This is a genomic window from Enhygromyxa salina (assembly GCF_002994635.1).
GTDB classification, from domain to species: Bacteria; Myxococcota_A; Polyangia; order Nannocystales; family Nannocystaceae; genus Plesiocystis; species Plesiocystis salina_B.
Genome location: NZ_PVNL01000036.1, coordinates 1 through 24,020, shown reverse-complemented (window position 1 = coordinate 24,020; position 24,020 = coordinate 1). Strand labels below are relative to the sequence as shown.

Genomic DNA, 24,020 nt, shown 5'->3' with positions numbered 1-24,020 from the left:
CCCGAAGTCATCGCTGATCCCCAAGGAGTAGGCCGACGATCTTCAGCCAATCTTCTGGCTGGGACCTCATCCAGCCCGTGCGCGCTGCACCGTCGCAGACGCGGGCCCACGCGAACGAACTCGAAGCCGTGCTGTACCTCCGGCTTTCAATGCAACATCAGGGGTCACGCCCAATCTCAGCCCGCCGCCTCACAAGTCATCGGTAAATCGCACTTCAATCGAGGGGCTGCCAGCCGCGTAGGGCTGCGGCGGCGGACCAGCGTTGAGCAACACGAGGTCGTGGCGGCCTTCATTCCGAGCGACGTCAGCAGCGAACATCGCGGTGACATAGTCGCCAGCGCCAAGGCTCGATTTACTCGAATTCGGATACCCACTGAGGATGTGGACCTGGCCCTGGATATAGCTACAGGTCGCCAAATCAGGCGCGAGCGTGCCCGTGAGGTCGGCGATCAGAAGCGGGCCATCGCTGGCAACGGACAGCAGCTGAGTCTCGCGGACGCCCAGGGGATCTTCGACGATCGTGATCCCAGCAGATCCGGTCGCCACCACCTCGAGCTCACCGTCGCCATCGAGATCGGCGATCTCGACTCGGCTGATCGCGGCGACCGAGATTCCCTCGGGCTTGGCGAAGCCGCCACCATCGCCGCGGTACAGCCACAGCGACGCACCAGCGGTGTCGTAGTTATCCGCGCTGACCGGAAACCCTGCGCCCGTGGCCGTGACGAGGTCGAGATCACCGTCGGCATCCAAGTCCGCGAGCGCAACGTCAAACGGGTCGCGGGCGCTGGACAGCCGCCGGCCAGCGGTAAAGTTGCGGTTGCCGTCACCCTCGAGAATACGCAGCGAGTCCCACAGCGGGACGACGGCGTCGAGATCACCGTCGGCGTCGAGATCCGCGATCGCAGCGTGGCGCAGCTCGCCGCCGTCGCGACCCGGAATCACGTGGGCAGAGCCGAGCTCGAACCTGCCAGAACCAAGATTGTTAGCGACCCGATACGCCGGCTTCCCGCCAGCGTCGAGGATCAGCGCGTCGAGATCGCCATCGCTGTCGAAGTCAGCCAGCCCCACGCCGCTGCCACCAAACTCACCCTCGAGCTCGAGCGGTGTCCCCTCGCTAAAGCTCCCATCGCCGGCACCGGTCAGGACCACGAGCCCGGTCGCGTTGCCAACCAGATACGCGATCACGACCACGTCGGCCTGGCCGTCGCCGGTCACGTCGCCGATCGCCCCGGTCAGCGGCTTGTACTTCAACGAGGTGGTGCGGCCGAGATCCGTCCAGGCTTCTGGAACCTCGGGCTCGGTCGGCAGCGAGGGGGAGATCAGCGAGGGGTCGAGCTCACGCGCCGGATCGGGGGCGGCGACAGCAGCTCGAGGAGCATCCCGCTCGTGATGGCTCGTGCACCCGATCAGCAAGAGCGAGGAGAACCAGACACCACTGACGACAAACCGTGACATCGACCGCTGCCCTTACGATACATCCAGATCAAAGTCCTCGTCCTCAAACTGCTCCCGCCAGCGCCGCTTGTCCGCCTGACGCACATCGTCGAGGGGACCGAGCTGCTCGAGGTAGCGGCGCAGCATCGGGAGCTCGAGATCTTCGGGGTCGCCCTCGAACGGACGCACGGGGATCAGGTTGGCGTGGCTGCACTCGAGCCCCTTGGGCTTGTCGTCCACGACCAAGATGCTGCCGGGACCAAACCCAAACCCGTGCAGCTCGGCGATGTCCTTGCGCCAGTAGGTCTGTTCACGCTCCGCGTCCCACACCTGCGTGCAGCGATCGCGGGCAAAAATGAAGCGGAGCCGGCGACGATCGACGAGCCGGTCGAGCATCGCGGTCGCGTACTCGGTCGACGCCGAGGTCCAGATGCCGACCCCCACGAACCGCTGCAGCGCGCTCGACATGAACTCGCGCACGCCCGGGCGCAGGTGCACGTGATACCGGGCGACCTGGCGCTGGGCGGGCCATGGCAGCGGCGGTTCGTCGCGGTCGCGGGCGTGGATCAGCGTCTCGTCGAGATCGAGCACGAGCAGCTTGGCGAACGGGCGCTCGGCCGCGCTCACTGGCCCCACGCGGCGGCGGTGGCTGGCCCATCGAATGGGACTGGACGGATCGGCGCGGGCGCGGGCGCGGGCTCGCTCGTCGGCGGGGGTTGGAGCTGGGCGTCGACTTCGGCGTCAGCTTCGAGGGTCTCGAGCCCGTCGAGGTCGAGCACGCAGCAGCGACCACCGTCGCACTCGCGCGGATCCGCCACGCCGCACATGATCGGGCCACGCACCCAGACTTCCTCGTTGGCCCGGCAGTGGTTGCTGACGCGGCAGCCCGAGAAGCTCACGTTGTCGGGGCTGGCGGCGCGGCAGCACAGCTCGCGATGTCCCTCGACAGGCACGGTCGGATCTCCGACGCGGCAGCCCACACCCAGCAGCATCCACACCAGCATCACGCCGCGCGCGACGAGCCAGGGCCTTGGGCGGGGTGCCATCGCCACGATGTTAACCCACCACGCGGCCCAGAAAACCCGCAGAGTGCGCAGGTGCACCGGATGCAACAAACGAAGCGGCGCTGGTCTCTGGCGGCTCCAGCGATCGGGTTCGCGCTCGCGTCGTTGGTCGCGACCGAGGCCGACGCGCGCGGGCTCATGCTCGCCAACACCGGCGAAGCGCGGCTCAGAACTCGAAGGCGAGGCCGAGCAAGAAGGTGTCGTCGCCGATCGCCATGGCGGTGTCGCTGCCGAACCCGTCGAGGTGGGAGAACTGCCACTCGCCAAAGATGTACGTGTGGTTGATGCCGGTCAGGCGATCGAGATCGATGGCCGTGCCCCGCTCGATGAAGTCGAGGCGCAGCATCAGACCAAGGTTGGCCTGCCAGCCCCAGCTGCCGCCGCGAGCCTTCTGACCGGCGGCATTGACCGCGAGCTGGCTGCCCTTGCGCTCCCACCAGAACCCGTACGCGACGCCGCCGCGGGCGTAGGGCACCAGCGGCACGCGGAACCGATCCGCGAGGAGCTCGAACCGGTAGCCCAGCAGCAGGGTCACGGGGACCACGCTGAACCGGGTCTTGTCGGCTTGCGAGCGCAGGCTCTCGCCGTCGGCGACGGGCTCGGCGATCAGGGCGTCGGCGCGGTCTCGAAACAAGCCCACCGTGGTCCCGACCGAGAACGGGCCGCCAAAGTGGACGAACTGCCACTCGAAGCTGACGACCGAGAACAGGCCCTTGGCGGGCTGCCTGGTCGTCATCCCGAGGTCGTCGGTGCGGCCGTAGATGTTCGCGTAGGGCCCGAAGCCCTCCCCGGTGTAGCGGCGATCCACGTCGGGCAGGTAGGGCCCAAACTTGATCTCGACAGCAAAGCGTTGCGGCGACTCGACGCGACCCTGGAACTGCGCCTTGCCGAGATCGTTTTGCTGGTCGGACTCGCGCGCGAGCGCCGAGTCGGCGGGCGAGGGGCGCTGGCGAGTCTGATCGTACTCGATCTCGGGATCGGGCGGCGTCTGGTCGGCGTACTCGAGCTCGGGCGGCGGGGGAGTCTCGTCGGCGTACTCGAACTCGGGCTGATCCTCGGCGTCGCCGTAGGGCAGGATCGGGTCGTAGCGCTCGTCGAGCGGGACGTCGGGTGCGGGTGTGGGTGCGGGTGCGGGTGCGGGTGCGGGCTCGGCTTCGGGCGCCGGCTCGGGTGGCAGCTCGTCTTCGGCTGGGTCCGCGACGTCGTCGTCACCGCTGGGTGGCGGTGGCGGCGGGGCAGCGAAGGCAAAGACCAGGCTCGCTAACAACACGGCGCTCACGCGCGCCTCCGTTGGTGGCGGCGTCGGCGTGTCAGCCCTGCGCCGAGCCCCGCGAACCCGAGCAGGCCGAGCAGGCCGAGCCCGCCCGCGAGGCGCCCGCGCGGCTGATCGGTGACGCTGCAGCTCCAGCCCTCACCGCAGATGTTGCCCTGCAGCTCGCACTGCTCCCACAGCCCGCTGGTGTCGACGGGACTGGCGGTGATCGACTCGGTGCTGGCCACGTAGTTGCCGGCGTAGTCGTAGGCCACGACCACGAACTGGTAGTTCTTGCCGTTCTCGAGCCCGGTGATGCGCGCCTCGTTGGTGTTGAGCGGCAGGTGGTCGCTGCACACGTAGGACCAGTCGAGCGTGTTGATGCCGGTCGCGGGGGCCACACAGTAGTTGTTGGTGCACTCGTTGGGCGCGTCGCACAGGCCCTCGGCCGTGCACACGCAGCCAACCTCGCCGGGCGTGCAGCCGATCGACTCGCAGATGCCGTCTGGGTTGCACGACAGCGAGCCTTCGCACTCGTCGTCGGGCAAGCAGGTGCATCCGTCCGTACCCTCGACGCACTCGCCGTCACCGTCACCATCGCCGTCGCCGTCGCCGTCGCCGTCCCCATCACCGTCCCCACCGTAGTCCGGGCCGAACTCGCCGTTGGGGCACAGGTTGTCCTTGGTGTAGTAGATCGTGCCGTTGATCAACGAGGTCGGGGTGGGCGGCGTGAACGAGATGCCGTTGTCGATCGGGGCGCCGTTCTCGTCCGCGCACAGGACCCTGTAGCCAGACTGCGGCACCGCGGTGACCTTCCAGCTGATCAACACCGAGGAGTCCCCCGCGCTGACCTGGAAGTCTGATGGGGGATTGAGCGGTGGTTGGTAGTCGTAGCTGATGCCCGAGCCCGGCACGTTGTTGTTGGTCGAGCCCTCCATGAAGAACTCGCCCATTTGACAGCTGCTGGCGCTCGAGCACATCCACACGCCGCCCTGGCCCTCGAGTCCGCTGCAGGTCCCGTCGGGCACGGCGTTGGCGATGCCCTGATCATCCTGGACCCCGTAGGCCAAGAACAGCGGCGAGAAGCCGTACTCGAACCCGGTCTGCAGCGCCTGTGGGGTGCCCGAGGCGAGCAGGGCACACGGCGCGAACTGACCGATGCCGCCGTTTTTTTGGGCCGTCGCGCAGTTCTGCCCCACGTAGGTGTTGAGCTGATCCTGATCGACGTTGCTGCCCTGAAACGTGATCCGCGAGATGATGTTCTGTCGGCACTCGCAGCGGGCCTGGTTGACGAAGCCGGTCATGTCGAGCGCGGACATCCTTCGGTCGCGATCGCCGTTCTCGTCGGTGATGTAGTAGAAGATCTGAAAGTCCTCGGCCGTCGGCGGGGCCGCGAGCGCGGGGCGGGAGCCCGACAGCGCCACGGCTACGAGCGCGGTCGCGCTTGCCAGCGCGAGGCTGCGAACTCGGTGCGTACGAGGAGCCGATCGCTGCATCGTCGGGCCAGTATGCAACGTCAGTGCCACGGCGCCTAGACCAGCGAGGTGCGCGGTGCGATCCGACACTGCACCAACCCATGGGCGCGCAGCGCTAGTTGGAGCGATGGGAGCCGCTCGTGCGCCGCGTTCAGCGGCGAGCGCGGGGGCGGGCGGTTGACAATCTGGCAAGCCAAGCTCGACGCGGTGACGGGCCGTCCGGCGATGTCCGGCGATGTCCGGGGAGATCGTCAGTACAAGAACGGGATCATCCGAAATTTGGCGATCTGCGTGTACTCGACCCAGACCTCGCCGTACTTGGCCGCGCAGCGCTGCTCGTCGCGCCAGGCCCGGTGCGGGAGCAGCACGCACAGCCACAGCGGCAGCAAGTAGGGGATGATCGAGCTGAACCCGGTGCACAGCGCGAACGAGGTGTAGACCATGATCTCGCCGGTGTAGTTGATCTTGCGGCCGATCCCCCACCACCCCGAGACCAGCAGCCGTCCGCCCACGGTGCGGGCCGGCTTGCCCCAGATCTTGGCGCTGGGATCGAGCTTGAAGCGATTTTTCTGCGAGTTCGACTCGCGGAAGATCCACAGCCCCGTGACGTGCAGGGCGACGATCGCCAGCACCCGCCACAGCGGCATCGGCTCGGGGTCGTTGACCAGCCACCAGCCGCCGATGCAGTAGAAGAACGGCACCAGCACCAGGTCGCCCCACAGCAACATCAAGCCGAAGCGCTCGGCGATCACGTCCCACATCGACAGCACGTTGTCTTCGATCCAGTAGTGGGAGAACAGGTAGGCCCACCAAAACAGCTGGTAGGCCAGCATCTGCGGGGTCAGGTGGCCGAGCTGTTCGTACTGCGCCCACGCGAACGCGACGTTGAGCACGCCAAGCCCGATCAGCGAGGGCTGGTAGGCGAAGGTCTTGAGGTCGACGCCGAGGAACACGGGGTTGAGCTCGATGCCGTACCACAGCCGCCCGATCAGGCTGTGCTTGGGGTCGTCCGTGGTCGCCTCGCCGCGCTCTTCGGCCTTGCGCAGGCGGGCCCGACTGCCCCGGTTCATGAGCACCAGCCACACGATCGTGATGATGTTGGCGGCGACCAGCAGCGACCAAAAATTATCGAGCAGCGGCGTCAACGACAGGTCCAAGAACCATGCCCCGACGAAGATCAGCATGTGGACCGCGACGAACAGGGCCATGCCGTTGACCTTGTAGGTCAGCCGCTTGCCGCTCCCGGGCAGCGGCTGGCCGAGGACCATCTGCCCGGGCAGCAGCTTGGTCAGCGCGAACAGGACGACGATGAACAGGCCGTAGGTCGCAAGACCGAACAGCACGCCCTCGAGGGAGACGACTTGGCGGAGCCCTTCCACGGCCCAGATGATGCTCCTAGAGCCGAGGCGACCCAAGTGACGTGGCCCCGAGACTGGTCTCACGTCCAGCCGGGGCCGGAGCGGCCGCGGGTTTGGTGGTGCGGAAGCGGCCGCTGTCGGCGTGGTCGAGGATATCTGTCGGGGTCTATACTCGCCCACGTGCGCTTTCACAGCTTGAACTCGATTGGTCTGGTGGCGGTGTTCGCTGCCGGGTGTGGGCCCGACCGACCACCGGGCCTCGAGGGGTTTGGCGACATCGGCGAGACCGACGGCGATCCGACCGGCGACGGAGATCCGACCGGCGACGGCGATCCGACCGGCGACGGTGACGGCGACGACGACTGCATCGACATCGACCTGGGCAAGGAGCCCGAGGTCTACTGGGGGGCGGTCGTCGAGCCTGCGCTCGGGAGCGACCACGATGGCGAGTGTGGTCCGAGCCCGGGTCCAGACTTCTCGGCGTCCTGGATCGCACCGCTCACCGCAAACTATCAGGCCACCATCTGGACCGAGGTGCCGATGTACCTGTCCGTCCTGCGTGGCGGCTGCGGTGGGGCGCTCGAGGGCTGCGCGGCGTTCGACTTTCCGAACACGGTCAACTTCAGCGCGCTCGCGGGCCAGCGCTACACCTTCGTGTGGGACACAGAAGTCGACTTTGGGCCCGCCTACGTGGAATTTTCGTTGCTCCCGCTCGGCGACACCCCGAGCGACTGCCCCGTGGGCCTGCTGTCCGGGACCCAAGATGGCGTGTTCGGTTCGACCTTCGACACCTCAGACGACTTCGGCTCGCAGTGCGGGGGTGAGGGCGCTCCGGATCATGGCTACCTGTTCGTGCCGCCCGTGACGGGGGTCTACGAGATCGACACATTCAACTCGGACTACGACACGGTCCTGCACGTGGTTCAGGGCGAGTGTGGCGGGCCGGTCGTGACCTGTAACGACGACGCCTTCGATGGGATGACCATCGAGTCCCTGGTCGCCGTCGAGCTGTTCGCGGGCCAGCCCTACACGATCGTGGCCGATGGCTTCGGCGACTCCGCTGGCAACTACGAGATCCACGTCAGGCTGATCGACGGCCAGCCTGATCTGTGCGACGGCGCCGAGGTGCTGCAGCCGATCGTCCCGGTTGCGACCGAGTGGCCGGTCGAGCTCGACGCGGACAACCTGTACTTCGGCTGCAGCTTCGCCAGCTTCGAGCGGCGCTTCGTGTGGACCGCCCCGGCGACCGGCCTGTACCGCGCGAGCCAGGATGGCTCACCGAACTTCTCGGCGCTCTCGGTCCTGCTCGACGGGTGCGCCGACGAAGAGGGGCTGTGCGCCAGCTCGATCCCGGGGGAAGAGCCGACGCTGCTGTTCGAGGCCGACGCCGGACAACAGATCGTGTTCGTCAGCGAGTGGGAGCCCGAGGCGCCGGGGCTGATGAGCTTGATGATCGCGGCGGAGGGCGGTGGGTCCGGCTGCGGCGAGGATCTGGGCAGCGAGCTGCCAGCGTTGGCGATGGGCAGCACGCTCGGCGCTGGCGATGACCACGACGGCACCTGCAGCTTCGACGGCGCGCCCGAGGCCGAGCTGTCGTGGACCGCCCCCGCCACCGGGACCTACCTGTTCTCGCTCGAGGGCTCGAACTACGACACCTTGATGTACATCCGCGACGGCGGCTGCGACGGCCCCGAGCTGGGCTGCAACGACGACACGATCACCGATCAGATGGTCGACCTGTGGTCGTCGATCCCGCTCAACCTGACGGCGGGTCAGACGATCTCGATCTTCATCGACGGCTACAACAGCCCGGGCAGCTACCAGCTCTCGATCACCGAGGTGTAGCCGAACCTCACAGGCGACTACTTGGCAGACGCCGAGGCAGACGCCTTGGCCTTGCCCTTGCCGCCGCCGCCGCTGTCGTCGGCGGCCATGTCACCCTTGGTGATGTCGAACTTGGGCTTGGTGTTGGGGTCGCAGCCCTTGTCGAAGCCCTCGGCGTCGAACTCGGTCTCGAGCTTGCCGGTGGTCTCGTTCTTCTTGCCCTCGGGCGTGTGCTTGCCCTTGATCGTCACCGTGTGCTCGCCGGCCCGGGCGGGCGAGCAGTAGCTGAGCAGGTAGTAGCTCTGGGTCAGCTGCTCGATGCGCTTGCCGATCGTCTCGAACGCGGTCTGGATCTCGGAGCTGTCCTTGGCCAGCGCGGTCCCGCTCTTGCCGATCTGCTGCAGGTCCTTCTCGCTGAGCTCGGCGCCCAGGCCGATCGCGAACACCTCGTAGGGCGTGCCGTTGACCGCGTCGAGCATCTCGCTCTCGGGCACGCGCGAGGCCCGATCGGTGCCGTCGGTGAACACGACCAGGGTCCCGATCCGCAGCGGGTTGTCAGCCTTCTCGAGCCCCTCGTCGAGGACCTCGAGCCCCTGCACGATCGCGCCGTTGAGGTTGGTGCTCGGGTCTTGCGGTTTGAACCCGCTGAGCGAGTTGGCGCGGGCCTGGGCACCGCCGGCCGAGCCGGTGAAGTCGGTGATCTTGTGGATCTCGGCCGAGCCGTCGAACGCGTAGATCGCGACCTGGTTGTTCTTCTCGACCTGGCTGGTGAACAGCGTCGCGGCCTCGCTGATCTTGGGGAAGTCCTCCGAGTCCGCGACCGAGCCGCTCATGTCGACGAGCAGCAGCGTGTAGTGCGAGGCGGCGACCTCGGGGTTGAGGATGGTCTGCTTGCTCTCGTAGACCGAGACCAGCTCGTTGTCCTCGTAGATCTCGAACTGCTCGGCCGTCATCCCGCCGACCGGCTCGCCCTTGCCGTCCTCGACCTTGAAGTAGACCGCGACGTTGCTGGGCTTGTCGGCCGCGGTCTGGATCCGCGTGATCGTCAGCCCGCAACCGCTCACGGTCAGGAGCACCGCGATCAGCGGAAGCAGCAGGCTGGTAAAGACACGAGAGCGGAGGCGCTTGGCCGACATCGGGCCCAGCATAGCCAAAGCCTGCGACCAAGGAAGCTCCGGGACACGCGCGCGATGTCAGCGTTGCCTATCCCACGAAAAAACCGGCTAACGAAGTGCTTCGAGCTTGAGCTGGACCTCTTCGACGCGAGCTTGGGCGCGCTCGAGGTTGTCGGCGACCACGATCTTGCGCTGCTGGAACTCGGCGAGATCCCCTGGAGTGCCGTTCTCGCGGATCTTCTCTTCTTGCTTGGGGACGTGCTCGGTGGCGCGCTCGCGGATCTCGAGCATCCGGTTGGCCTCGCGCAGCTGATCTTCCCAGTAGACGATCTCTTCCTCGCGCGAGCCCCAGCTGGTCGGCTCGGGCTTCTTGTTGGGGACCGGGGCCATGCCCTCGGTCACGATCGCGTTGGCGATGCGGGGGTTGAGCCGCGGCGTGGGCCGCCCGCTCTTGGTGGCTGCGTCGGCTTGTCGGGCCGCGACGCCGCCCTTGGCGTTGCTGCCGGCCTGGTTGCTGGCCGAGTGAGCAGCCTGGCCGTCCTTGTTCTGCGTCGCGTCGGAGGTCTTGTCGTCGTCGCCACCGAAGATGAACAGGGCGGCGACGGCGAGGATACCGGCACCCGCGAGCAGAGCCGGCAGCATCCCGCCGCCAGCCGGCTCGGGGGTCTGTGCCTTGGGGTCGGGAGAAGTCATGCGCCGACTATAGCACCCGTCGTGAAAATGCCAGCAATGTTAGCTTGTGGAATCTCCGCGCCGTGCGATCTGGACGGCACGGCTATGATCCGGGCCGCATGAGCCAGCCACGCGAGGGCCAGGCCGAGTCTGGCGTCGACCCCGTGGTGCTCGCGGACAGCGCGGCGCCCGAAGAAGGAGACGACGCCGAGGTCTACGACGACATCGTCTACGACGAGCACGGCCAGCCGTACATCGAGTTCGAGCTCGCGGTCGGGCCCGGCAGTGAGGGCCAGCGCCTCGATCGGTTCTTGTCGCAGCGATTCACTCGGCTGTCTCGCAACCGCGTGCACAAGATGCTCGCGGGTGGCGGCGTACGCTGTCGCAGCAGCGGCGAGTCGATGCGCAAGAACTCGCTGCGGGTTCGGGCCGGGCAGGTGTTGATCATTCGGCGCCCCGCACCGACCGAGCCGCCGGTCGTGCTGGACTACGCGATCTTGCATCGAGATCGGCACCTGCTGGTCCTCGACAAGCCCGCCAACTTGCCGGTCCACCCCTCGGCTCGCTACCACCGCCACACCCTGACCGCGCTCATGCGACGCCGACTCGGCCCCGGACACGGCTGGGAGATGGCGCATCGGCTCGATCGTGAGACCTCGGGCGTGATGGTGTTTGGTCGGCGCCACGGCTCGGGGCCAGTGCTCAAGGGCAGCTTCTTTCGGCGCGAGGTCGACAAGCAGTACCTCGCGCTGGTCACTGGCCACTTCGAGGGCACCCAGACGATCGACGTCCCGCTGGGCTCGGCCAAGGGCTCGCGGATCCTGATCAAGATCGGCCGGCGAGAGCTCGACGACGGCGGCCAGCTCGCGCGGACCGACGTCGAGTCGCTGCGTCACGGCCAGCACCGCGGCCAGCCGATCACGCTGGTGAGGTGCTGGCCGCGGACCGGGCGGACCCACCAGATCCGCGTGCACCTGGCCTCGATCGGACACCCGCTGATCGGCGACAAGCTGTACACGGCGAGCGAGCAAGAGTTTCTCGACGTGGTCGAGGGCGGCCGCCCAGTCGCCGAGCTCGAGGCTCGGCTGGGGCTGTGGCGCCACGCCCTGCACGCGAGCTCGCTGAGCTTGCCGCACCCGCACACGGGCGAGCGGGTCGAGTTCACGGCGGCGTGGCCACCCGAGCTCGCGCAGCTGCTCGCGTGGCCGGGGTCGTGACAAAGGTCCCGCTGTGTCCGAGGTCGAGCCGCGAGCACGCGGAGACCGGATCGATAGGCGCTGGTCCTCGACACTGAAGCCGACCGTGACCGCTCGGCGAAACCTGCGCCAACGTGTATGGTTGCGTGTTCTGGGTGACTTGGCGCAGAGTCGAGCGGAACTCGGCCATGTACGTTCGGGAATTGCACGTCAAGAACCTCAAGCTCATGCGAGATTTTCGCCTGAGCTTCTGCGATTCAACGGGAGAGCCCCGTCGCTGGACGGTCCTGGTTGGGCGGAACGCACGGGGAAAGACCACCATGCTGCAGGCCATCGCGCTGGCCGCTGCTGGGCCGACGCTCGCCAACAGCCTCGCGCGCTCGACCCTGGCCTCGTTCTTTGATCGCAGGCCGGCGTCCCCGAGGAAAGTGAAGATCGCCGCCGAATTTTCGCTGCCGCCACTGAGCGCGGTTGGAAAGCGACCCCATCCAACTCGTCAGCTGCCCGTAGCCGGTCGTCGTCGCCCCACTCGCGTGAGCTCCGAGCTCACGCTTGGGCCGGGCCAGCTGGTCATCCGCGGGCGATCTTGGTACGGCGACCTCGATTCGAAGCCCGCGGGGCCTACCGATGATCCGCTCGAGCACGTGCGAGCATCGAACTGCCCGTGGTGGTTCGTGGCTGGCTACGGCGTGGATCGCCGGCTGACTCTCGAGTCTGGGAAGGTTGCTCGTCCGGCCGAGGAACGGCTGCGTTCGCTGTTTGAGCCGACGCCCCCGACCGGGCTCGGGTTTTCCGATCAACAGAGCTACGGCAAGGTCTTCGCAAGCGCGTTCAACAAGCTACTGAGGAAGGTGCTCGTCGCGCAGGCCCACACGGTGCCGCAGATCACCGACCTCGAGCTACGCGGTGCTGGCGGAGTCTCGCTCCGAGATCTCGCTGAGAAGGACAAATTTCAGTTCGAGATCGCGGGTAAGCCCTACAAGATGCCCGCGACCTATCTCTCGCATGGCTATCAGTCCACGCTGTCATGGATCGCCGATCTCGTCGGGCAGTTCCTGCTCGACTTCGAGGGTGTGGGCGTCACCGATCCGCGCAACCTCAGTGGCCTCGTGTTGGTTGATGAACTCGACCTCTTCTTGCATCCAGACTGGCAGGCAGACTTCATTGATGCGCTCTCGCAGACGTTCCCCAACCTTCAGTTTGTCGCCACGACCCACTCGCCGCTGTTGATCTCTCGGTTGCGACCGGAGCAAGTGGTGTTGCTCGACTGGGATGAAGAGGGCGACATCATCGCGCAACAATTCGAGGATGACCCTCGGTTGATGACGGCGACCGATCTCTACCGGCGGTTGTTCGGGATCGAGAATCCTCCACCGACCGATCTCGCACGGGTCCTGAGTCGCTATAAATTCCTCGCCGCAGATCCTGAGCGCGACAATCGTGAGGACAAAGAACTGGGTGAACTCCGCAGTCAGCTGGACACGGCAGGGATACACGCGCCAGCTCCAACGCGACGATCACGAAAGCCGCGGTCGTGATCCGCATTCATCGAGGTGCAGAGCCACCGGCGCTGACCGAAGAACGCAGTCGCCGTTTGGCACGATTGGCGCTCGAGTGGATGAGCGCAGATCTCGACCCGGGGGATCCACAGCAGGTGGTCAGCTTCATCGGCAGCCGTGAGAAACAAATTGACGCGGGCTATGACGTGGTCCGCGAGCCGCTGCGAGCGGCGTGTCATCGGAAGTGTGCGTACTGCGAGCGGGAGGTTGAGCGCAGCGCCCATATCGATCACTTTCGCCCTCGTCGTCCACACAAGGGCAGCGCGCGGAGCGACGCGCACCCTGGCTACTGGTGGCTGACCTGGAGCTGGAGCAACCTGCTGTCCGCGTGTCTGGAGTGTAGCCTGAGGAAGGGCGGAGTCTTTGACGTCGAAGGCCGCAGGATGTGTCCGTGGAGCACGGCCGTCGCTGGTGAGCAACCCAGGCTCCTCGATCCATCGGTCGTCGATCCTCAGGCACACCTCGAGTGTGCGGTCGACGATGGTGGGACATCCGAGCGGTGGACCGTGCAAGGTCGTACGCCGGAGGGAATGTCGACGGCCAGGGCTCTCGCGCTCGACACGCCGAGCGATCGCTACGACACGCACCTCGGGCTGTTGAGGGATGTCGTCGAGGATCTCCGGCTCGAAGCGAGTCGAGGACCCTCGGCCGTTCGGGAGAAGTGGCGGCGGAAGATCCGGATCTTGGTCGGGCGAGAATCAGCGCCCTATCGAACGCTCTCGCGCGCGTATCTGGCCCACCACTTGGGAGCGATGATGCGGGAGTACGATCTAGCGCTTCCTCCGTTGCACGACAGCAGCCCGCCGGCGCCGCCTGAGCCGATGTTTGCCGATGACGAGCGATTTGCCGAGTTGGACGAGAACCTCGAGCTGCGGGTGCGCGCGCTGGGTAAACGGCCAGCTAGCCACGAGACTCGGGACCTGATCCTGACTCTCGTGAAGCTCCACCCACGAACGGTCGACGAGCTCGCGGGTCTGCTCCCGCAGACCCGCCAGGCGCTGAGGCGGCACCTGCAGGAGCTCAAATCCAACGGGCAGCTGCGGTTTGACGGAACCCGCGCGACGGCGATGTCGTGATCTTCAGACCGCCTCGGTCGATCGGATCTACAGGGGCTTGTACTCGATCTTGACGACCTCGTACTCGCGGTCGCCCTTGGGCAGCTGCACGGTGACGTCGTCGCCCTCGCGCTTGCCGAGCATCGCGCGGGCGATCGGTGCGGCGATCGAGATTCGACCAGCTTTGACGTCGCTCTCCGTCTCGCCGACGAGCACGTAGACGACCTCTTCGTCGGTGTCCATGTCGGTCAGCGTCACGGTCGCGCCGAAGCCAATGGAGTCGGACTCGATGCTGGCGGGATCGATGACCTGGGCGTGGCCGATCCGGCCTTCGAGGTAGGCCATGCGCGCGGCCAGCTCGGCCTGGCGATCTTTGGCGGCGTGATACTCGGCGTTCTCACGCAGGTCGCCGTGGCCGAGCGCGGTCTCGATGTCCTTGACGTTCTGCGGCCGATCGACCTCTTTGATTTGCTTGAGCTCGCTGCGGAGCTGCTGGAGACCGGCCGGGGTCATGGGGAAGCGTTGGGCCATGTTGATGCACCTCTGAACCTTTGAACCCCTGAGGGTTCGCGCCGTTGGCGAGAGCTGATGTTACTCCCGGAACCACATTACGTCGAGCCGAGCACTTGCCCCGCGACGCGAGGACTTGCTCAGCCAGCGCTCGCGCGACGCGGCTTGGACTTTGTGCCGGACTTGCCGGCCTTGCCGGCCTTGCCAGACTTTGCCGATCGCGGCTTGGCGGCGGACGGCGTGGGCACGAGGGCTTGGTCGAGCAGCGCGCGCGCGTGCTCGCGTGCGCTCTGGGTCACTCGCTTGCCGCCGAGCATGCGCGCGAGCTCCTCGACCCGCTCGTCGGCGTCGAGGCGCTCGACCCGTGTCACGGTGCGACCATCGACGACGAGCTTGCGAACGCGAAAGTGTGCCTGGGCGTAGGCCGCGATCTGCGGGAGATGGGTGATGCACAAGATCTGATGGTTGCTCGCGGCCTTGCGCAGGCGCAGGCCGATCGCCTCGGCCACGGCCCCGCCGACGCCCGCGTCAACCTCGTCGAACACGTAGGTTGCGACCCGCGCTCGAGTCGACAGCACGCTCTTGACCGCGAGCAGCACGCGCGAGAGCTCGCCGCCAGACGCGACCTTGTTGAGGGGCGCGAGCGGCTCGCCGGGGTTGGCGGAGAACCGCAGCTCGGCGCGGTCACGGCCGCGAGGTCCGATCGCGTCGCGGACGATCGGCTCGGCCGTGTCGTCGTCGTCTGCTTCTTCTTCAGATCCAGATCCAGATCCCGAGGACGAGCTGGGCTCGAGCGGACGCAGCTCGACGCTCAGCTTCGCGTTGGGAATGTGGAGGGCGTCGAGCTCGGCTTCGATCGCGCGGGCGAGGCCGCTGGCGGCGGCGACTCGCGCGGCGTGCAAGCTGTCCGCGTGGCGCTCGACCTGCGCCCACTGCTTGGCCTCGAGCTGCTCGAGCTGCGCGAGTTCGTCTTCGGCGGAGTCGAGCGCGAGCAGCTCTTCGTGCATCGACTGGGCACGCTCGATCAGCTCGTCGACCTCGCAGCCGTGCTTGCGACGCAGCCGCTCGAGCTCGTGGAGCCGCTCTTGCGTGCGCTCGAGCTCGTTGGGCCCGACTTCGATCTCGTCGGCGAGCCGCGCGGCCGCGGCCGCGGCCTCTTCACAGGCGATCTGGGCGGCCTCGAGTTGCTCGGTGATCTCGGCGAGGGCGGCGAGGCCCTCGGGCAGGCGGCGCGCTCGCTCGAGCAGGACCGCGAGCAGCGAGGCCACCGCGTCGTCGTCTTCGTAGAGCTGCGACTGGGCCTGGTTGGCGAAGCTGGCCAGCTCATGCGAGCTGCGCAGCACGCCGAGCCGCGCGCGCAGCTGCTCGTGCTCGCCGGGCTCGAGCTCGACCCGCTCGAGCTCGTCGATCTGAAACCGCAGGTAGTCTGCCCGCGACAGCCGCTCGGCCTCCTGCTCGCGGATCTCGGCGATGCGCTCGCTCAGGGTCCGCCAGCTCCGGTAGTGGGCAGCGTAGTCGGCGAGGGGACCGTCGGGGCCGTCGAGCTTCGCGTAGGCGTCGAGCAGCTCGAGGTGGTGGGCCACGTGGGTCAGCGAGTGATGCTCGTGCTGACTGCAGATCTCGATCAGCTCGCTGCCGATCTCGGTGATCGCCGCGAGCGTCGAGAGGTTCGACTGGATCGCCACGCGCCCGCGCCCGGACCGGCGGATCCGCCGCTCGAGGACCAGGGCCTCGTCCTCGAGCGCGAGCCCGAACTGGTCGAGGAGCTCGCCGAGCCCCAAGCTCACGCCACCCGCGTCGACCCGCCCGCGGACCGCGAACTGGGCCTCGACCCGGGCGGTCTCGTCGCCCTCGCGGACCAGCTCGGCGCGGCCGCGACCCCCCCGCAAGAGCGTGAGCGCGTCGACGATGATCGACTTGCCGGCGCCGGTCTCGCCGGTCAGCACGTTCATGCCCGGCTCGAATTCCAGGGCCACGTCATCGAGCAGAGCCAGGCCCCGGATGCGCAGGTAGTCCAGCACGGGACGCTCCTAGCACAGCCGCCTGCCGCGAGGGAGTGGTCGTCCCACACATGGTCCAGACGGGATCACATGTACCCATTTTGAGGCGTGAGTGGGGCCATTGGGATCCGATTGATTGGGAACACAAATTGGTGGGGTTGCGTCTCTCACGCGCAGGTCGGCGCGTGTCGCACGAGTTTACTGTAGGTGAATTTTCTGAAGCGATCACCGCACCAAATACCGACGCCAGTACACATGTAGGTAACCCGTCGATCCCCATCTAGCGCCAAATTTGGCCACTTATGACCGTTTGGACAGCAGTCGTCGGGCTACAACTCTACTGGATTTTTCTGATATTGTTGTTGCATTCGAACCCAGTGATCGGTACAAAGCTTAGGAACCGGCGCGCCGAATCGCCCCGCAGCGCCGACCGAACTGGTAGGAATCCAGTTCAAAACACCCCACTCGAGGTCTGGCCCCTCCCAGGCTGTCTAGACGCTGTGCGCGCCCAGTTGGGCAGCCACTCGGGGGCGCTGTGTGCCATGTCTTCGCCGCTCGACACCTACCAAGACCGCCTCTCGGGCGCCCGCCAGGGTCTAAAAGATCGGCAGGAGCTGCGGATCTTAATGGCGGCCGAGGTCAGCCCGGCGCTGCTGCATGCATTCTTGATTCAGTGGGCCGCGCTCACCATGCAGCTGCAGGAGCCGGCCGAGCGGTTCCTGGTCGAGGCCAGTCGTCGCTGCGCCGAGGTGGGTGAGCACAAGCTGTCGCTCTCGCTCCTGCAGATCGCGGGCGAGGCGATCGAGCGCTACCGGCTCGTGGCCGACGACACCCGTCGACTCGCGCAGCTGTGGAACGCGCGACGCCTGCCGCACATCAACCTGACCGATCTTCTGACCCAGTCGGCGACGGCTTCCATGAAGCGGTTCCACGAGAGCCAGCAGGCCCAGGTCGATGGTCCGCGCCCGTGGACCCAGCTCGCCGCGGTGTACGAGGCCGACGCGACCCTGGGATCGCTCGCCGGGCGGGTGACCGCGCAGGCGGAGTGCTTGCTCGGCGCGGACGTTCGCGGCTGTCTGCGCAGCCTCGACGCGCTCGCAAATTTCGGGGACCGCGGATCTCTGAGTCGGACCATGCTCGAGTTTCTGGACGCCAACCCCGAGCGTGTCGATCGCATGGCCGAGACCGGCGAGCGCACGCTGGACCTGTACATGGACTTTCTTCGCGAGTGTTGCATCGCGGCGGCCAACCTCTCGCTCCACCATGATCGCCACGAGGCGGTCGGTTGACCGGGGGCTAGCGCCCACAGATTGGTCCGGCCGGGAGACTTGGTACAACCCCGCCGATGAGAGGCTTCAATGACGGGTAACCGCGTCGACGTTCAGGCCGACGACGTCGACGCGCTGATCGCTTCGGTGTTGCCCGAGCACGCCGAACGACTCGACGTGCAAGGCGAGATCGCCCGCGGCGGCATGGCCTCGATCCGCATCGGCGTCGATCGTGCGCTGCGGCGGCGAGTCGCGATGAAGCAGCTGCTCGAGGGCCACACGGACTCGCTGCTCGCGGTCCGCAGCCTCGTGCGCGAGGCCCAGATCACCGGTCAGCTCGACCACCCGAACATCGTCCCGGTCCACGAGCTGGGGGTCGACGAACATGGCCGGCTGTTCTTCACCATGAAGCTGGTCGAGGGCCGCACGCTCCGCGAGCTGATCGACGCGCTGCGATCGACCCACGACCGCACCGATCAGTCGGGGCTCAGGATCGCCACTGCGGTCGCGCACGACGATCTGCTGCGGCTGCTCGACGTGTTCTTCAAGGTCCTCGACGCCGTCGCGTTTGCCCACAGTCGCGGCGTGGTCCACTGCGATCTCAAGCCCGACAACGTGATGGTCGGCGACTACGGGCAGGTCTACGTGATGGACTGGGGCATCGCCAAGGTGATGCCGCCGCCTGTCGGTGGTGATCCGCTGGCTCGCAGCCGGCGGGTCAGCGATCCGCTGATGTTGGTGGCCGCGAACGCCAACATCATCATGGGCACGCCCGCGTACATGAGCCCCGAGCAGGCGCGCGGCGACCAGCGACAGATCCACCCCCGCTCCGACGTGTTCGCGCTCGGGGCCATGTTGTTCGAGATCCTCACGGGCCACCCTCCCTATCAGGGTCGCAACGCCGTGGACGTGCTCCTCCAGGCCGAGGCAGGGGGCGCCAAGCTGCCCAAGGAGCTGGCGATCCCCCGCGAGCTGCGGCGCATCGTCAGCGTGGCGATGGCGACCACGACCGTCGATCGCTACGAGCGTGTCGAGGACATGCAGGCGGATCTGCAGGGCTTCATGCGCGGCGGCGGCAACTTCCCGCGCCAGACCTTTGCCGCCAACGAGTGGATCATCCGCGAGCACGAGGTCGGGGACGCCGCTTACATCTTGATCTCCGGTCGCTGCGAAGTGTTCAAGCAGATCGACGGCAAGCAAGAGTCGCTGCGCACGCTCGGTCCCGGCGACGTGTTCGGCGAGACCGCGATCTTGGCCTCGACGCCGCGCACCGCCAGCGTGGTGACGCTGACCGACGTGGTCGCCATGAAGGTCACGGCCAGCGTGCTCGAGCGCGAAGTCGACGCGATGAAGCCATGGATGGGCGCGTTCATCCGCGCCCTCGCCCAGCGCTTCTCGGAGGTCACGGCGCGGCCCCACGCATCGGCGAGCGGCGCCGAGCTGTCCCGCTCGGTCGCCACCACTTCGCAAGTCGGTCGAACGCCCCGGCAGCTGCGCGCGGCCGAGCCAACTCAGGGGTCGCTCAGCGAGCCCGCGCAGGTCGCCAACCAGGCCATGATGTTGCTGAAGACCTGGGGGAAGTGGGACCGGGATCTCGGCAACACGATGAGCCTGCAGCGGGCACGCTCGGCGCTCGCGACGATCTGTGGACTCGGCGAGCACGAGGTGTTGGCGCGGCTGCAGTCGTTCAAGCAATTCGTGATCGAGCCCAAGCACGACTCGATCTCACTGCGTGACGATCGTGCGCTGTCCGACGAGCTGCGACGCGTGCTGAAGATCTGAGCTGGCGGCGTCGCTGCGCAAAGCCGAGGATGCCGAAAATGCCGACGATCACCGGTGGACGGGAGGTGCGCCAGGAGCCTGTACACGTGGCGCAAACCAGGCTAGGCTGCAAGGTGCGGGAATTGGCAGCACGTGACCGAATCTGGACCTCCCCAAGACAACTCCTCCGAGTTCGCTGGGCTCCGGGCCCGGGTCGCCGAGCTCGAGGCGGAGATCGCCGTATTGCGGCGATCCGAGGCCGAGCTACGGGCAATGTTTCGGGCAATGACCGATGTTGTCCTGGTCATGGACCGCGAGGGCCGCTACCTCGAGATCGCCGAGACCGCGCCTGATCTCCTGTACCGGCCGTCAACCGAGCTCCTCGGCAAGCACATGCACGAGGTCATGTCCGCCGAAGCAGCCGACTTCTTCCTCACTCACATCCACCAGGCGCTCGAGCGGCAGCGCGTGGTCTCCATGGACTATAGCCTCCCGATCGAGGACCAGGAACTATGGTTCTCCGCCAACATCTCGCCCATGTCGGACGACACCGTGATCCTCGTCTGCCGCAACATCACCGAGCGCAAGCGCCACGAACAGCTCCTCGAAGACAACCTGCGCCAGGAGGAACTCCTGCGTATCCATGAGTCCGCGCTGATTCAGCTGTCGACTCCGCTGATCCCGATCAGTGATTCAATCGTCGTCATGCCGCTGGTCGGCCAGCTCGACCCGGTTCGCGCCGAGCAAATCATGAGCACGATGTTGCAGGGTATCGAGCGCTCACGCGCGAGGTTCGCGATCCTCGACGTGACAGGAATTCCCTCCGCCGACGAGGTCACGGCCGACACGCTGGTGCGGGCTACGCGGGTCGCCCAACTCCTGGGTGCGCGCGTCATCCTCACCGGCATCCGCCCCGACGTGGCGCTCGCGCTGATGAACCTGCGCGCCGACCTGAGCGGTGTCATCGTACGCGGAACCCTGCAAGACGGCATTCGCTACGCCCACGCATCTGAATCGGCGCGCGAGAGCGAGAGCTAGAGCACCGACCAGCTCGCTTGCGAACAATCGATCCTCAGGAGCGACGCGACCAGACGCGCCAGCGGCTGCAATCGACAAAGTCAGGGTTCATGTGGGGGTCATTGACGTCAGGCCAGGCCCGAGCCGGACCAGCCCATCTTCGCGCCGAGCACCTCGAACACGCTGGCTTTGGCGGGGACCAGGCGCAGCGGCTTGGCGGCGGCGCGCATCTTGATCTCGTCGCCGAGCTGCAAGGTGATCTTCCACGCGCCGTCGGCCGTCAGGTAGCCGTCGCTCACGCCCTGGGTCGGCCCCTCCCAGGTCACGGTCACGCCGTCGTGGGCCGAGACGACGACGGGCCGCAGCGTCAGGCTGTGCGGACAGATCGGCGTGATCGTGAACACCTCGGTGCCGGGGGCGACGATCGGTCCGCCGGCCGCGAGGTTGTAGGCGGTCGATCCCAGCGGGGTCGAGACGATCAGGCCGTCGGCCTTGTAGCTGGCGAGCTCGTGATCGCCGACCCGCGTTGCGAGCCGCAGCAGCCGGGGAATCTGCCCGTGCTTGATGTAGACGTCGTTGACCGCGGTCTCGGTGGCGAACAGCTCGCCGTCCCGGCGGACCTCGACGCCCATGCGCAAGCGCGGCTCCCAGTTGAGTCGGCCCTCGATCGCGTCGCGCAGCACGTCGACCAGCTGCTCACGGCCGTAGGCGGACAGGAACCCGAGATCGCCCAGGTTGACGCCGACGACCGGCACGCCCATGTCGGCGACCCAGCGACTGGCGCGGAGCAGGGTGCCATCACCACCGAGCGCGACCATGAGATCGACGTCGCTAGGGATCTGGTCGAGCGGCACGCCGACCGTGGCAGCCGGGAGCTCGAGCCCGTTGGTGCCGGAGCGAGCGTGGACGCGTTGATCGACGACGACCCCGACGCCACGTTCATGTAGCCACATCGCAGCCTGGGTCGCGGCACCGTACGCGGCGGGCCCATCTTCGCGCGGATACAACATGACCCGCTTCGGCGGGGCGATCGGCTGGCGAGGGATCATCGGGGGCTATGTTAGACCCCCACAGACGGTTTCGCACTTTGCCATGCCGGGCGCGCAGGGCATGGCATGGCGCGGTCGCTGGGGGCGATGGTCAGCCGGCTTCGGGGGCGTAGAGGTAGCCCTGGTGCTGGAACAGGCAGATCTTTCCACCGCCCTCGCTGCGCGCGCGATCCAGGGCGGCGCCGACGAGGTCGAGGAGATCTTGGACGGAGTGGGTGTCCTTGTTGGGGAAGAACGAGACGCCGACGCTGACCGTACAGCGGTAGTCGGGGGCCGCGTCGACGCGGATCTTGGCGCTGTCCAGGCAGATCCGCTCGGCGACCGCGAGCGCGCCGGGGAAGTGGGTGTTGGGCAGCAGCAGGATGTAGCCGCGCGGGTCGAGCCGGAACACGAGATCGATCTTGCGAACGCTGGCCTCGATCACGTCGCGCAGGCCCCGGACCAGGCCGGCCACGGCGTCGCTCGAGTGGCGCTTGACCAGGCCGTCGTAGTCGTCGAGCTCGACGCGCAGACACGCGAGCGGATCGCTGTACCGCTCGGCTCGATCAAACTCTTCTTCGGCGCGGCGCTTGAACGCCTCGTTGGAGTGGCGGGTCGAGGCGGGCGTCGGTGGCTCGGACTCGCTCCCGCCGTCGCCGGATCCACCGCCGGCCGAACCCGTGGAGCCGGCGCTGCCCGGCTCACCGTCGGTCGCGGCTCGCTCGGCAATGACCTTGCGGGTGCGAAGCAACGCCTCTACGCGGGCGCGCAGCTCCTCCGCGTCGTAGGGCTTGCCAAGGTAGTCGTCGGCGCCGCTGCGAAGCCCCTCGACCCGCGCGTTCACGGAGTTCCGGGTGCTGACCATGATCACGGGCAAGTAGTTGCCGCCGGCCTTGGCCTTGAGGATTCGACAGGTCTCGAGGCCGGTCAGGCGCGGCATCACGACGTCGAGCATCACGAGGTCGGGGCGATCACGGGCGAACACCTCGAGCGCTTGTTGGCCGTCGACCGCCTCCATCACGGCGTAGCCGGCGTCTTCGAGCGCTGTTCGCGCGGCGGCGCGTTCTACCGATGAATCGTCGGCGACGAGAATCTTCGCGCGGGGCGTACTCATGGGCGACTCGAAGAAGTATCACCCTTCTGCCCAGGTGGGCATAGGGGCGTGGGCGCATTGGGGCGGCGCGGCGGCGAGATCCCGGCTGCGCTGGGGTGCCGCCTGTGGACTCACGGGCCTGCGTTGGCGTCGCGCCCGCTGAAACCACCGCGCGATCGCGCAAATTCGACGTGCATGTCCGGGCGGATCCACACGAGCGGCGGCTCCTGGATTGGATGGCTGCGGCTCGCGTGGTAGAAGTCCGCCCCGCGGGGCATGCAGGCGTGGCAGGTCCGGCCTCAGCCGGCCGCGGGCGACCGCTCGACGGCCCGACAGCGGCCGCTTGACACCTCTGAGCCCCTCCTCTAGATCTCTGCGTCCCATGGGCACCCACATTCCGAACCCGGCCGAGATCAAGCGCGACTGGCTGCTGATCGACCTCGAAGGTCAGACCGTCGGTCGGGCCGCGTCGAAGATCGCGGGCCTGCTCCGCGGCAAGCACAAGGTCGAGTTCACCCCGCACCTCGACGCTGGCGACTTCGTGGTCTGCATCAACGCAGACAAGGTCAAGTTCACGGGCGCCAAGCTCGACCAGCAGACCTACAACAAGTTCACGGGCTACCTCGGGCACATGAAGACCCGCACCGCCCGAGAGATGCTCGCCAAGAAGCCCGAGCTGGTGATCAGCAGCGCGATCAAGCGCATGCTGCCCAAGGGCGTGCTGGGCCGTCAGACCTTCAAGAAGCTCAAGGTCTACGCCGGCACCGAGCATCCCCACCAAGCCCAGAACCCGCAGCCTCACCAGCTCTAATTTCAGCGCTGGCTCCACACCCCGTTACGGCACCGAAATCATGAAGTACTACGCGACCGGCCGGCGCAAGACCGCCATCGCCCGTGTCTGGCTCATGCCGGGCGAAGGCAAGATCAGCATCAACCGACGTGAGGCTGAGCAATACCTGACCCGCCCGACCAACATGAAGTTCGTCGAGCAACCGCTGGTCGAGACCGACACGCGCGAGCAGTACGACGTGTGGGCGACCGCGCGTGGCGGCGGGCTCTCGGGTCAAGCTGGGGCCGTGCGCCTCGGGATCGCTCGCGCGCTGCTGCGGGTCAACGGTGAATTCCGTGGCGCGCTCAAGTCCGCCGGGCACCTGACCCGCGACCCCCGCAAGAAAGAGCGCAAGAAGTACGGCCGCCGCGGCGCCCGTGCGCGCTTCCAGTTCAGCAAGCGCTGAGCTGGTCTCGGCTCTGGCCAGGTCTCTCTGGCGTATGGAACGCTCCGCCCCTGTGGCGGAGCGCTCTGCGTTGGTTGGCTGTGGGACGGTGGGGGTGGCCGGGA

Annotated in this window: 21 protein-coding genes; 9 read left to right on the top strand and 12 right to left on the bottom strand. The window is 67.1% G+C overall.

Annotated features, from left to right (window positions below; genetic code table 11):
- Nucleotides 1-189: 189 nt before the first annotated feature.
- The 6 genes from ENSA7_RS07760 to ENSA7_RS07735 form a co-directional block, all read right to left on the bottom strand.
- Nucleotides 190-1,455, bottom strand: coding sequence for an FG-GAP repeat domain-containing protein (locus tag ENSA7_RS07760; protein WP_106088576.1), 1,266 nt, complete (start codon nt 1,453-1,455; stop codon nt 190-192).
- Nucleotides 1,456-1,467: 12 nt separating this feature from the next.
- Nucleotides 1,468-2,061, bottom strand: a complete 594-nt coding sequence (locus tag ENSA7_RS07755; RefSeq protein ID WP_181233410.1) for an HAD family hydrolase — start codon at nt 2,059-2,061, stop codon at nt 1,468-1,470.
- Nucleotides 2,058-2,480: a hypothetical protein gene (locus ENSA7_RS07750; protein WP_146157448.1), complete on the bottom strand. Its 423-nt coding sequence runs from the start codon at nt 2,478-2,480 to the stop codon at nt 2,058-2,060. Before ENSA7_RS07750 ends, ENSA7_RS07755 begins: the two co-directional genes overlap by 4 nt.
- Nucleotides 2,481-2,664: 184 nt before the next feature.
- Nucleotides 2,665-3,777, bottom strand: coding sequence for an MXAN_2562 family outer membrane beta-barrel protein (locus ENSA7_RS07745; protein WP_106088573.1), 1,113 nt, complete (start codon nt 3,775-3,777; stop codon nt 2,665-2,667).
- On the bottom strand, nt 3,774-5,174 hold the full coding sequence (locus ENSA7_RS07740; protein ID WP_106088572.1) for a hypothetical protein: 1,401 nt from the start codon (nt 5,172-5,174) through the stop codon (nt 3,774-3,776). Before ENSA7_RS07740 ends, ENSA7_RS07745 begins: the two co-directional genes overlap by 4 nt.
- A 302-nt stretch (nt 5,175-5,476) precedes the next feature.
- Complete coding sequence (locus tag ENSA7_RS07735; protein WP_181233408.1) at nt 5,477-6,604, bottom strand: phosphatidylethanolamine N-methyltransferase family domain-containing protein; 1,128 nt, start codon at nt 6,602-6,604, stop codon at nt 5,477-5,479.
- 159 nt (nt 6,605-6,763) lie between these two features.
- Between ENSA7_RS07735 and ENSA7_RS07730 the strand changes: the two genes are divergently transcribed.
- Nucleotides 6,764-8,428 carry a hypothetical protein gene (locus tag ENSA7_RS07730; protein ID WP_181233406.1) on the top strand — a complete coding sequence of 555 codons (1,665 nt, stop codon included), beginning with the start codon at nt 6,764-6,766 and terminating at the stop codon, nt 8,426-8,428.
- Nucleotides 8,429-8,445: 17 nt separating this feature from the next.
- Here ENSA7_RS07730 and ENSA7_RS07725 read toward each other — a convergent pair whose 3' ends face one another.
- Together ENSA7_RS07725 and ENSA7_RS07720 are read right to left on the bottom strand one after the other, a co-directional pair.
- Entirely contained in the window at nt 8,446-9,543 is a 1,098-nt protein-coding gene (locus ENSA7_RS07725; RefSeq protein WP_181233405.1) for a VWA domain-containing protein, read from the bottom strand.
- Nucleotides 9,544-9,630: 87 nt separating this feature from the next.
- Nucleotides 9,631-10,215: a hypothetical protein gene (locus tag ENSA7_RS07720; protein WP_146157446.1), complete on the bottom strand. Its 585-nt coding sequence runs from the start codon at nt 10,213-10,215 to the stop codon at nt 9,631-9,633.
- 98 nt (nt 10,216-10,313) lie between these two features.
- On the opposite strand from ENSA7_RS07720, the gene ENSA7_RS07715 reads away from it, so the two are divergent.
- From ENSA7_RS07715 to ENSA7_RS07705, 3 genes are all read left to right on the top strand, one after another.
- Nucleotides 10,314-11,411, top strand: coding sequence for an RluA family pseudouridine synthase (locus tag ENSA7_RS07715; RefSeq protein WP_106088567.1), 1,098 nt, complete (start codon nt 10,314-10,316; stop codon nt 11,409-11,411).
- A 299-nt stretch (nt 11,412-11,710) separates the two neighbouring features.
- Nucleotides 11,711-12,928, top strand: a complete 1,218-nt coding sequence (locus tag ENSA7_RS07710; protein WP_181233403.1) for an AAA family ATPase — start codon at nt 11,711-11,713, stop codon at nt 12,926-12,928.
- Between the two features lie 80 nt (nt 12,929-13,008).
- Nucleotides 13,009-14,025: a hypothetical protein gene (locus tag ENSA7_RS07705; RefSeq protein WP_106088565.1), complete on the top strand. Its 1,017-nt coding sequence runs from the start codon at nt 13,009-13,011 to the stop codon at nt 14,023-14,025.
- A 27-nt stretch (nt 14,026-14,052) separates the two neighbouring features.
- Here the strand turns inward: ENSA7_RS07705 and greA are convergent, their stop codons facing one another.
- Entirely contained in the window at nt 14,053-14,535 is a 483-nt protein-coding gene (gene greA / locus ENSA7_RS07700; RefSeq protein WP_106088564.1) for a transcription elongation factor GreA, read from the bottom strand.
- A gap of 119 nt (nt 14,536-14,654) precedes the next feature.
- Nucleotides 14,655-16,535 (bottom strand): DNA repair protein RecN, encoded by a 1,881-nt coding sequence (gene recN, locus ENSA7_RS07695; RefSeq protein ID WP_106088563.1) that lies wholly within the window; start codon nt 16,533-16,535, stop codon nt 14,655-14,657.
- Between the two features lie 521 nt (nt 16,536-17,056).
- On the opposite strand from recN, the gene ENSA7_RS07690 reads away from it, so the two are divergent.
- The 3 genes from ENSA7_RS07690 (at nt 17,057) to ENSA7_RS07680 (ending at nt 20,581) form a co-directional block, all read left to right on the top strand.
- Entirely contained in the window at nt 17,057-17,803 is a 747-nt protein-coding gene (locus ENSA7_RS07690) for a hypothetical protein (protein ID WP_146157445.1), read from the top strand.
- Between the two features lie 69 nt (nt 17,804-17,872).
- Complete coding sequence (locus ENSA7_RS07685) at nt 17,873-19,564, top strand: protein kinase domain-containing protein (protein WP_106088561.1); 1,692 nt, start codon at nt 17,873-17,875, stop codon at nt 19,562-19,564.
- Nucleotides 19,565-19,696: 132 nt separating this feature from the next.
- The gene (locus ENSA7_RS07680) at nt 19,697-20,581 is read left to right on the top strand and encodes a PAS domain-containing protein (RefSeq protein ID WP_106088560.1); all 885 of its coding nucleotides are present in this window, start codon (nt 19,697-19,699) and stop codon (nt 20,579-20,581) included.
- 107 nt (nt 20,582-20,688) lie between these two features.
- Here ENSA7_RS07680 and ENSA7_RS07675 read toward each other — a convergent pair whose 3' ends face one another.
- Both ENSA7_RS07675 and ENSA7_RS07670 read right to left on the bottom strand, forming a co-directional pair.
- Nucleotides 20,689-21,609: an NAD(+)/NADH kinase gene (locus tag ENSA7_RS07675; protein WP_106088559.1), complete on the bottom strand. Its 921-nt coding sequence runs from the start codon at nt 21,607-21,609 to the stop codon at nt 20,689-20,691.
- A 91-nt stretch (nt 21,610-21,700) separates the two neighbouring features.
- Nucleotides 21,701-22,702 carry a GGDEF domain-containing response regulator gene (locus ENSA7_RS07670; RefSeq protein ID WP_106088558.1) on the bottom strand — a complete coding sequence of 334 codons (1,002 nt, stop codon included), beginning with the start codon at nt 22,700-22,702 and terminating at the stop codon, nt 21,701-21,703.
- A 361-nt stretch (nt 22,703-23,063) separates the two neighbouring features.
- On the opposite strand from ENSA7_RS07670, the gene rplM reads away from it, so the two are divergent.
- Complete coding sequence (gene rplM, locus ENSA7_RS07665; protein WP_106088557.1) at nt 23,064-23,492, top strand: 50S ribosomal protein L13; 429 nt, start codon at nt 23,064-23,066, stop codon at nt 23,490-23,492.
- Nucleotides 23,493-23,532: 40 nt separating this feature from the next.
- Nucleotides 23,533-23,916: a 30S ribosomal protein S9 gene (rpsI, locus tag ENSA7_RS07660; RefSeq protein ID WP_106088556.1), complete on the top strand. Its 384-nt coding sequence runs from the start codon at nt 23,533-23,535 to the stop codon at nt 23,914-23,916.
- Nucleotides 23,917-24,020: the final 104 nt, after the last annotated feature.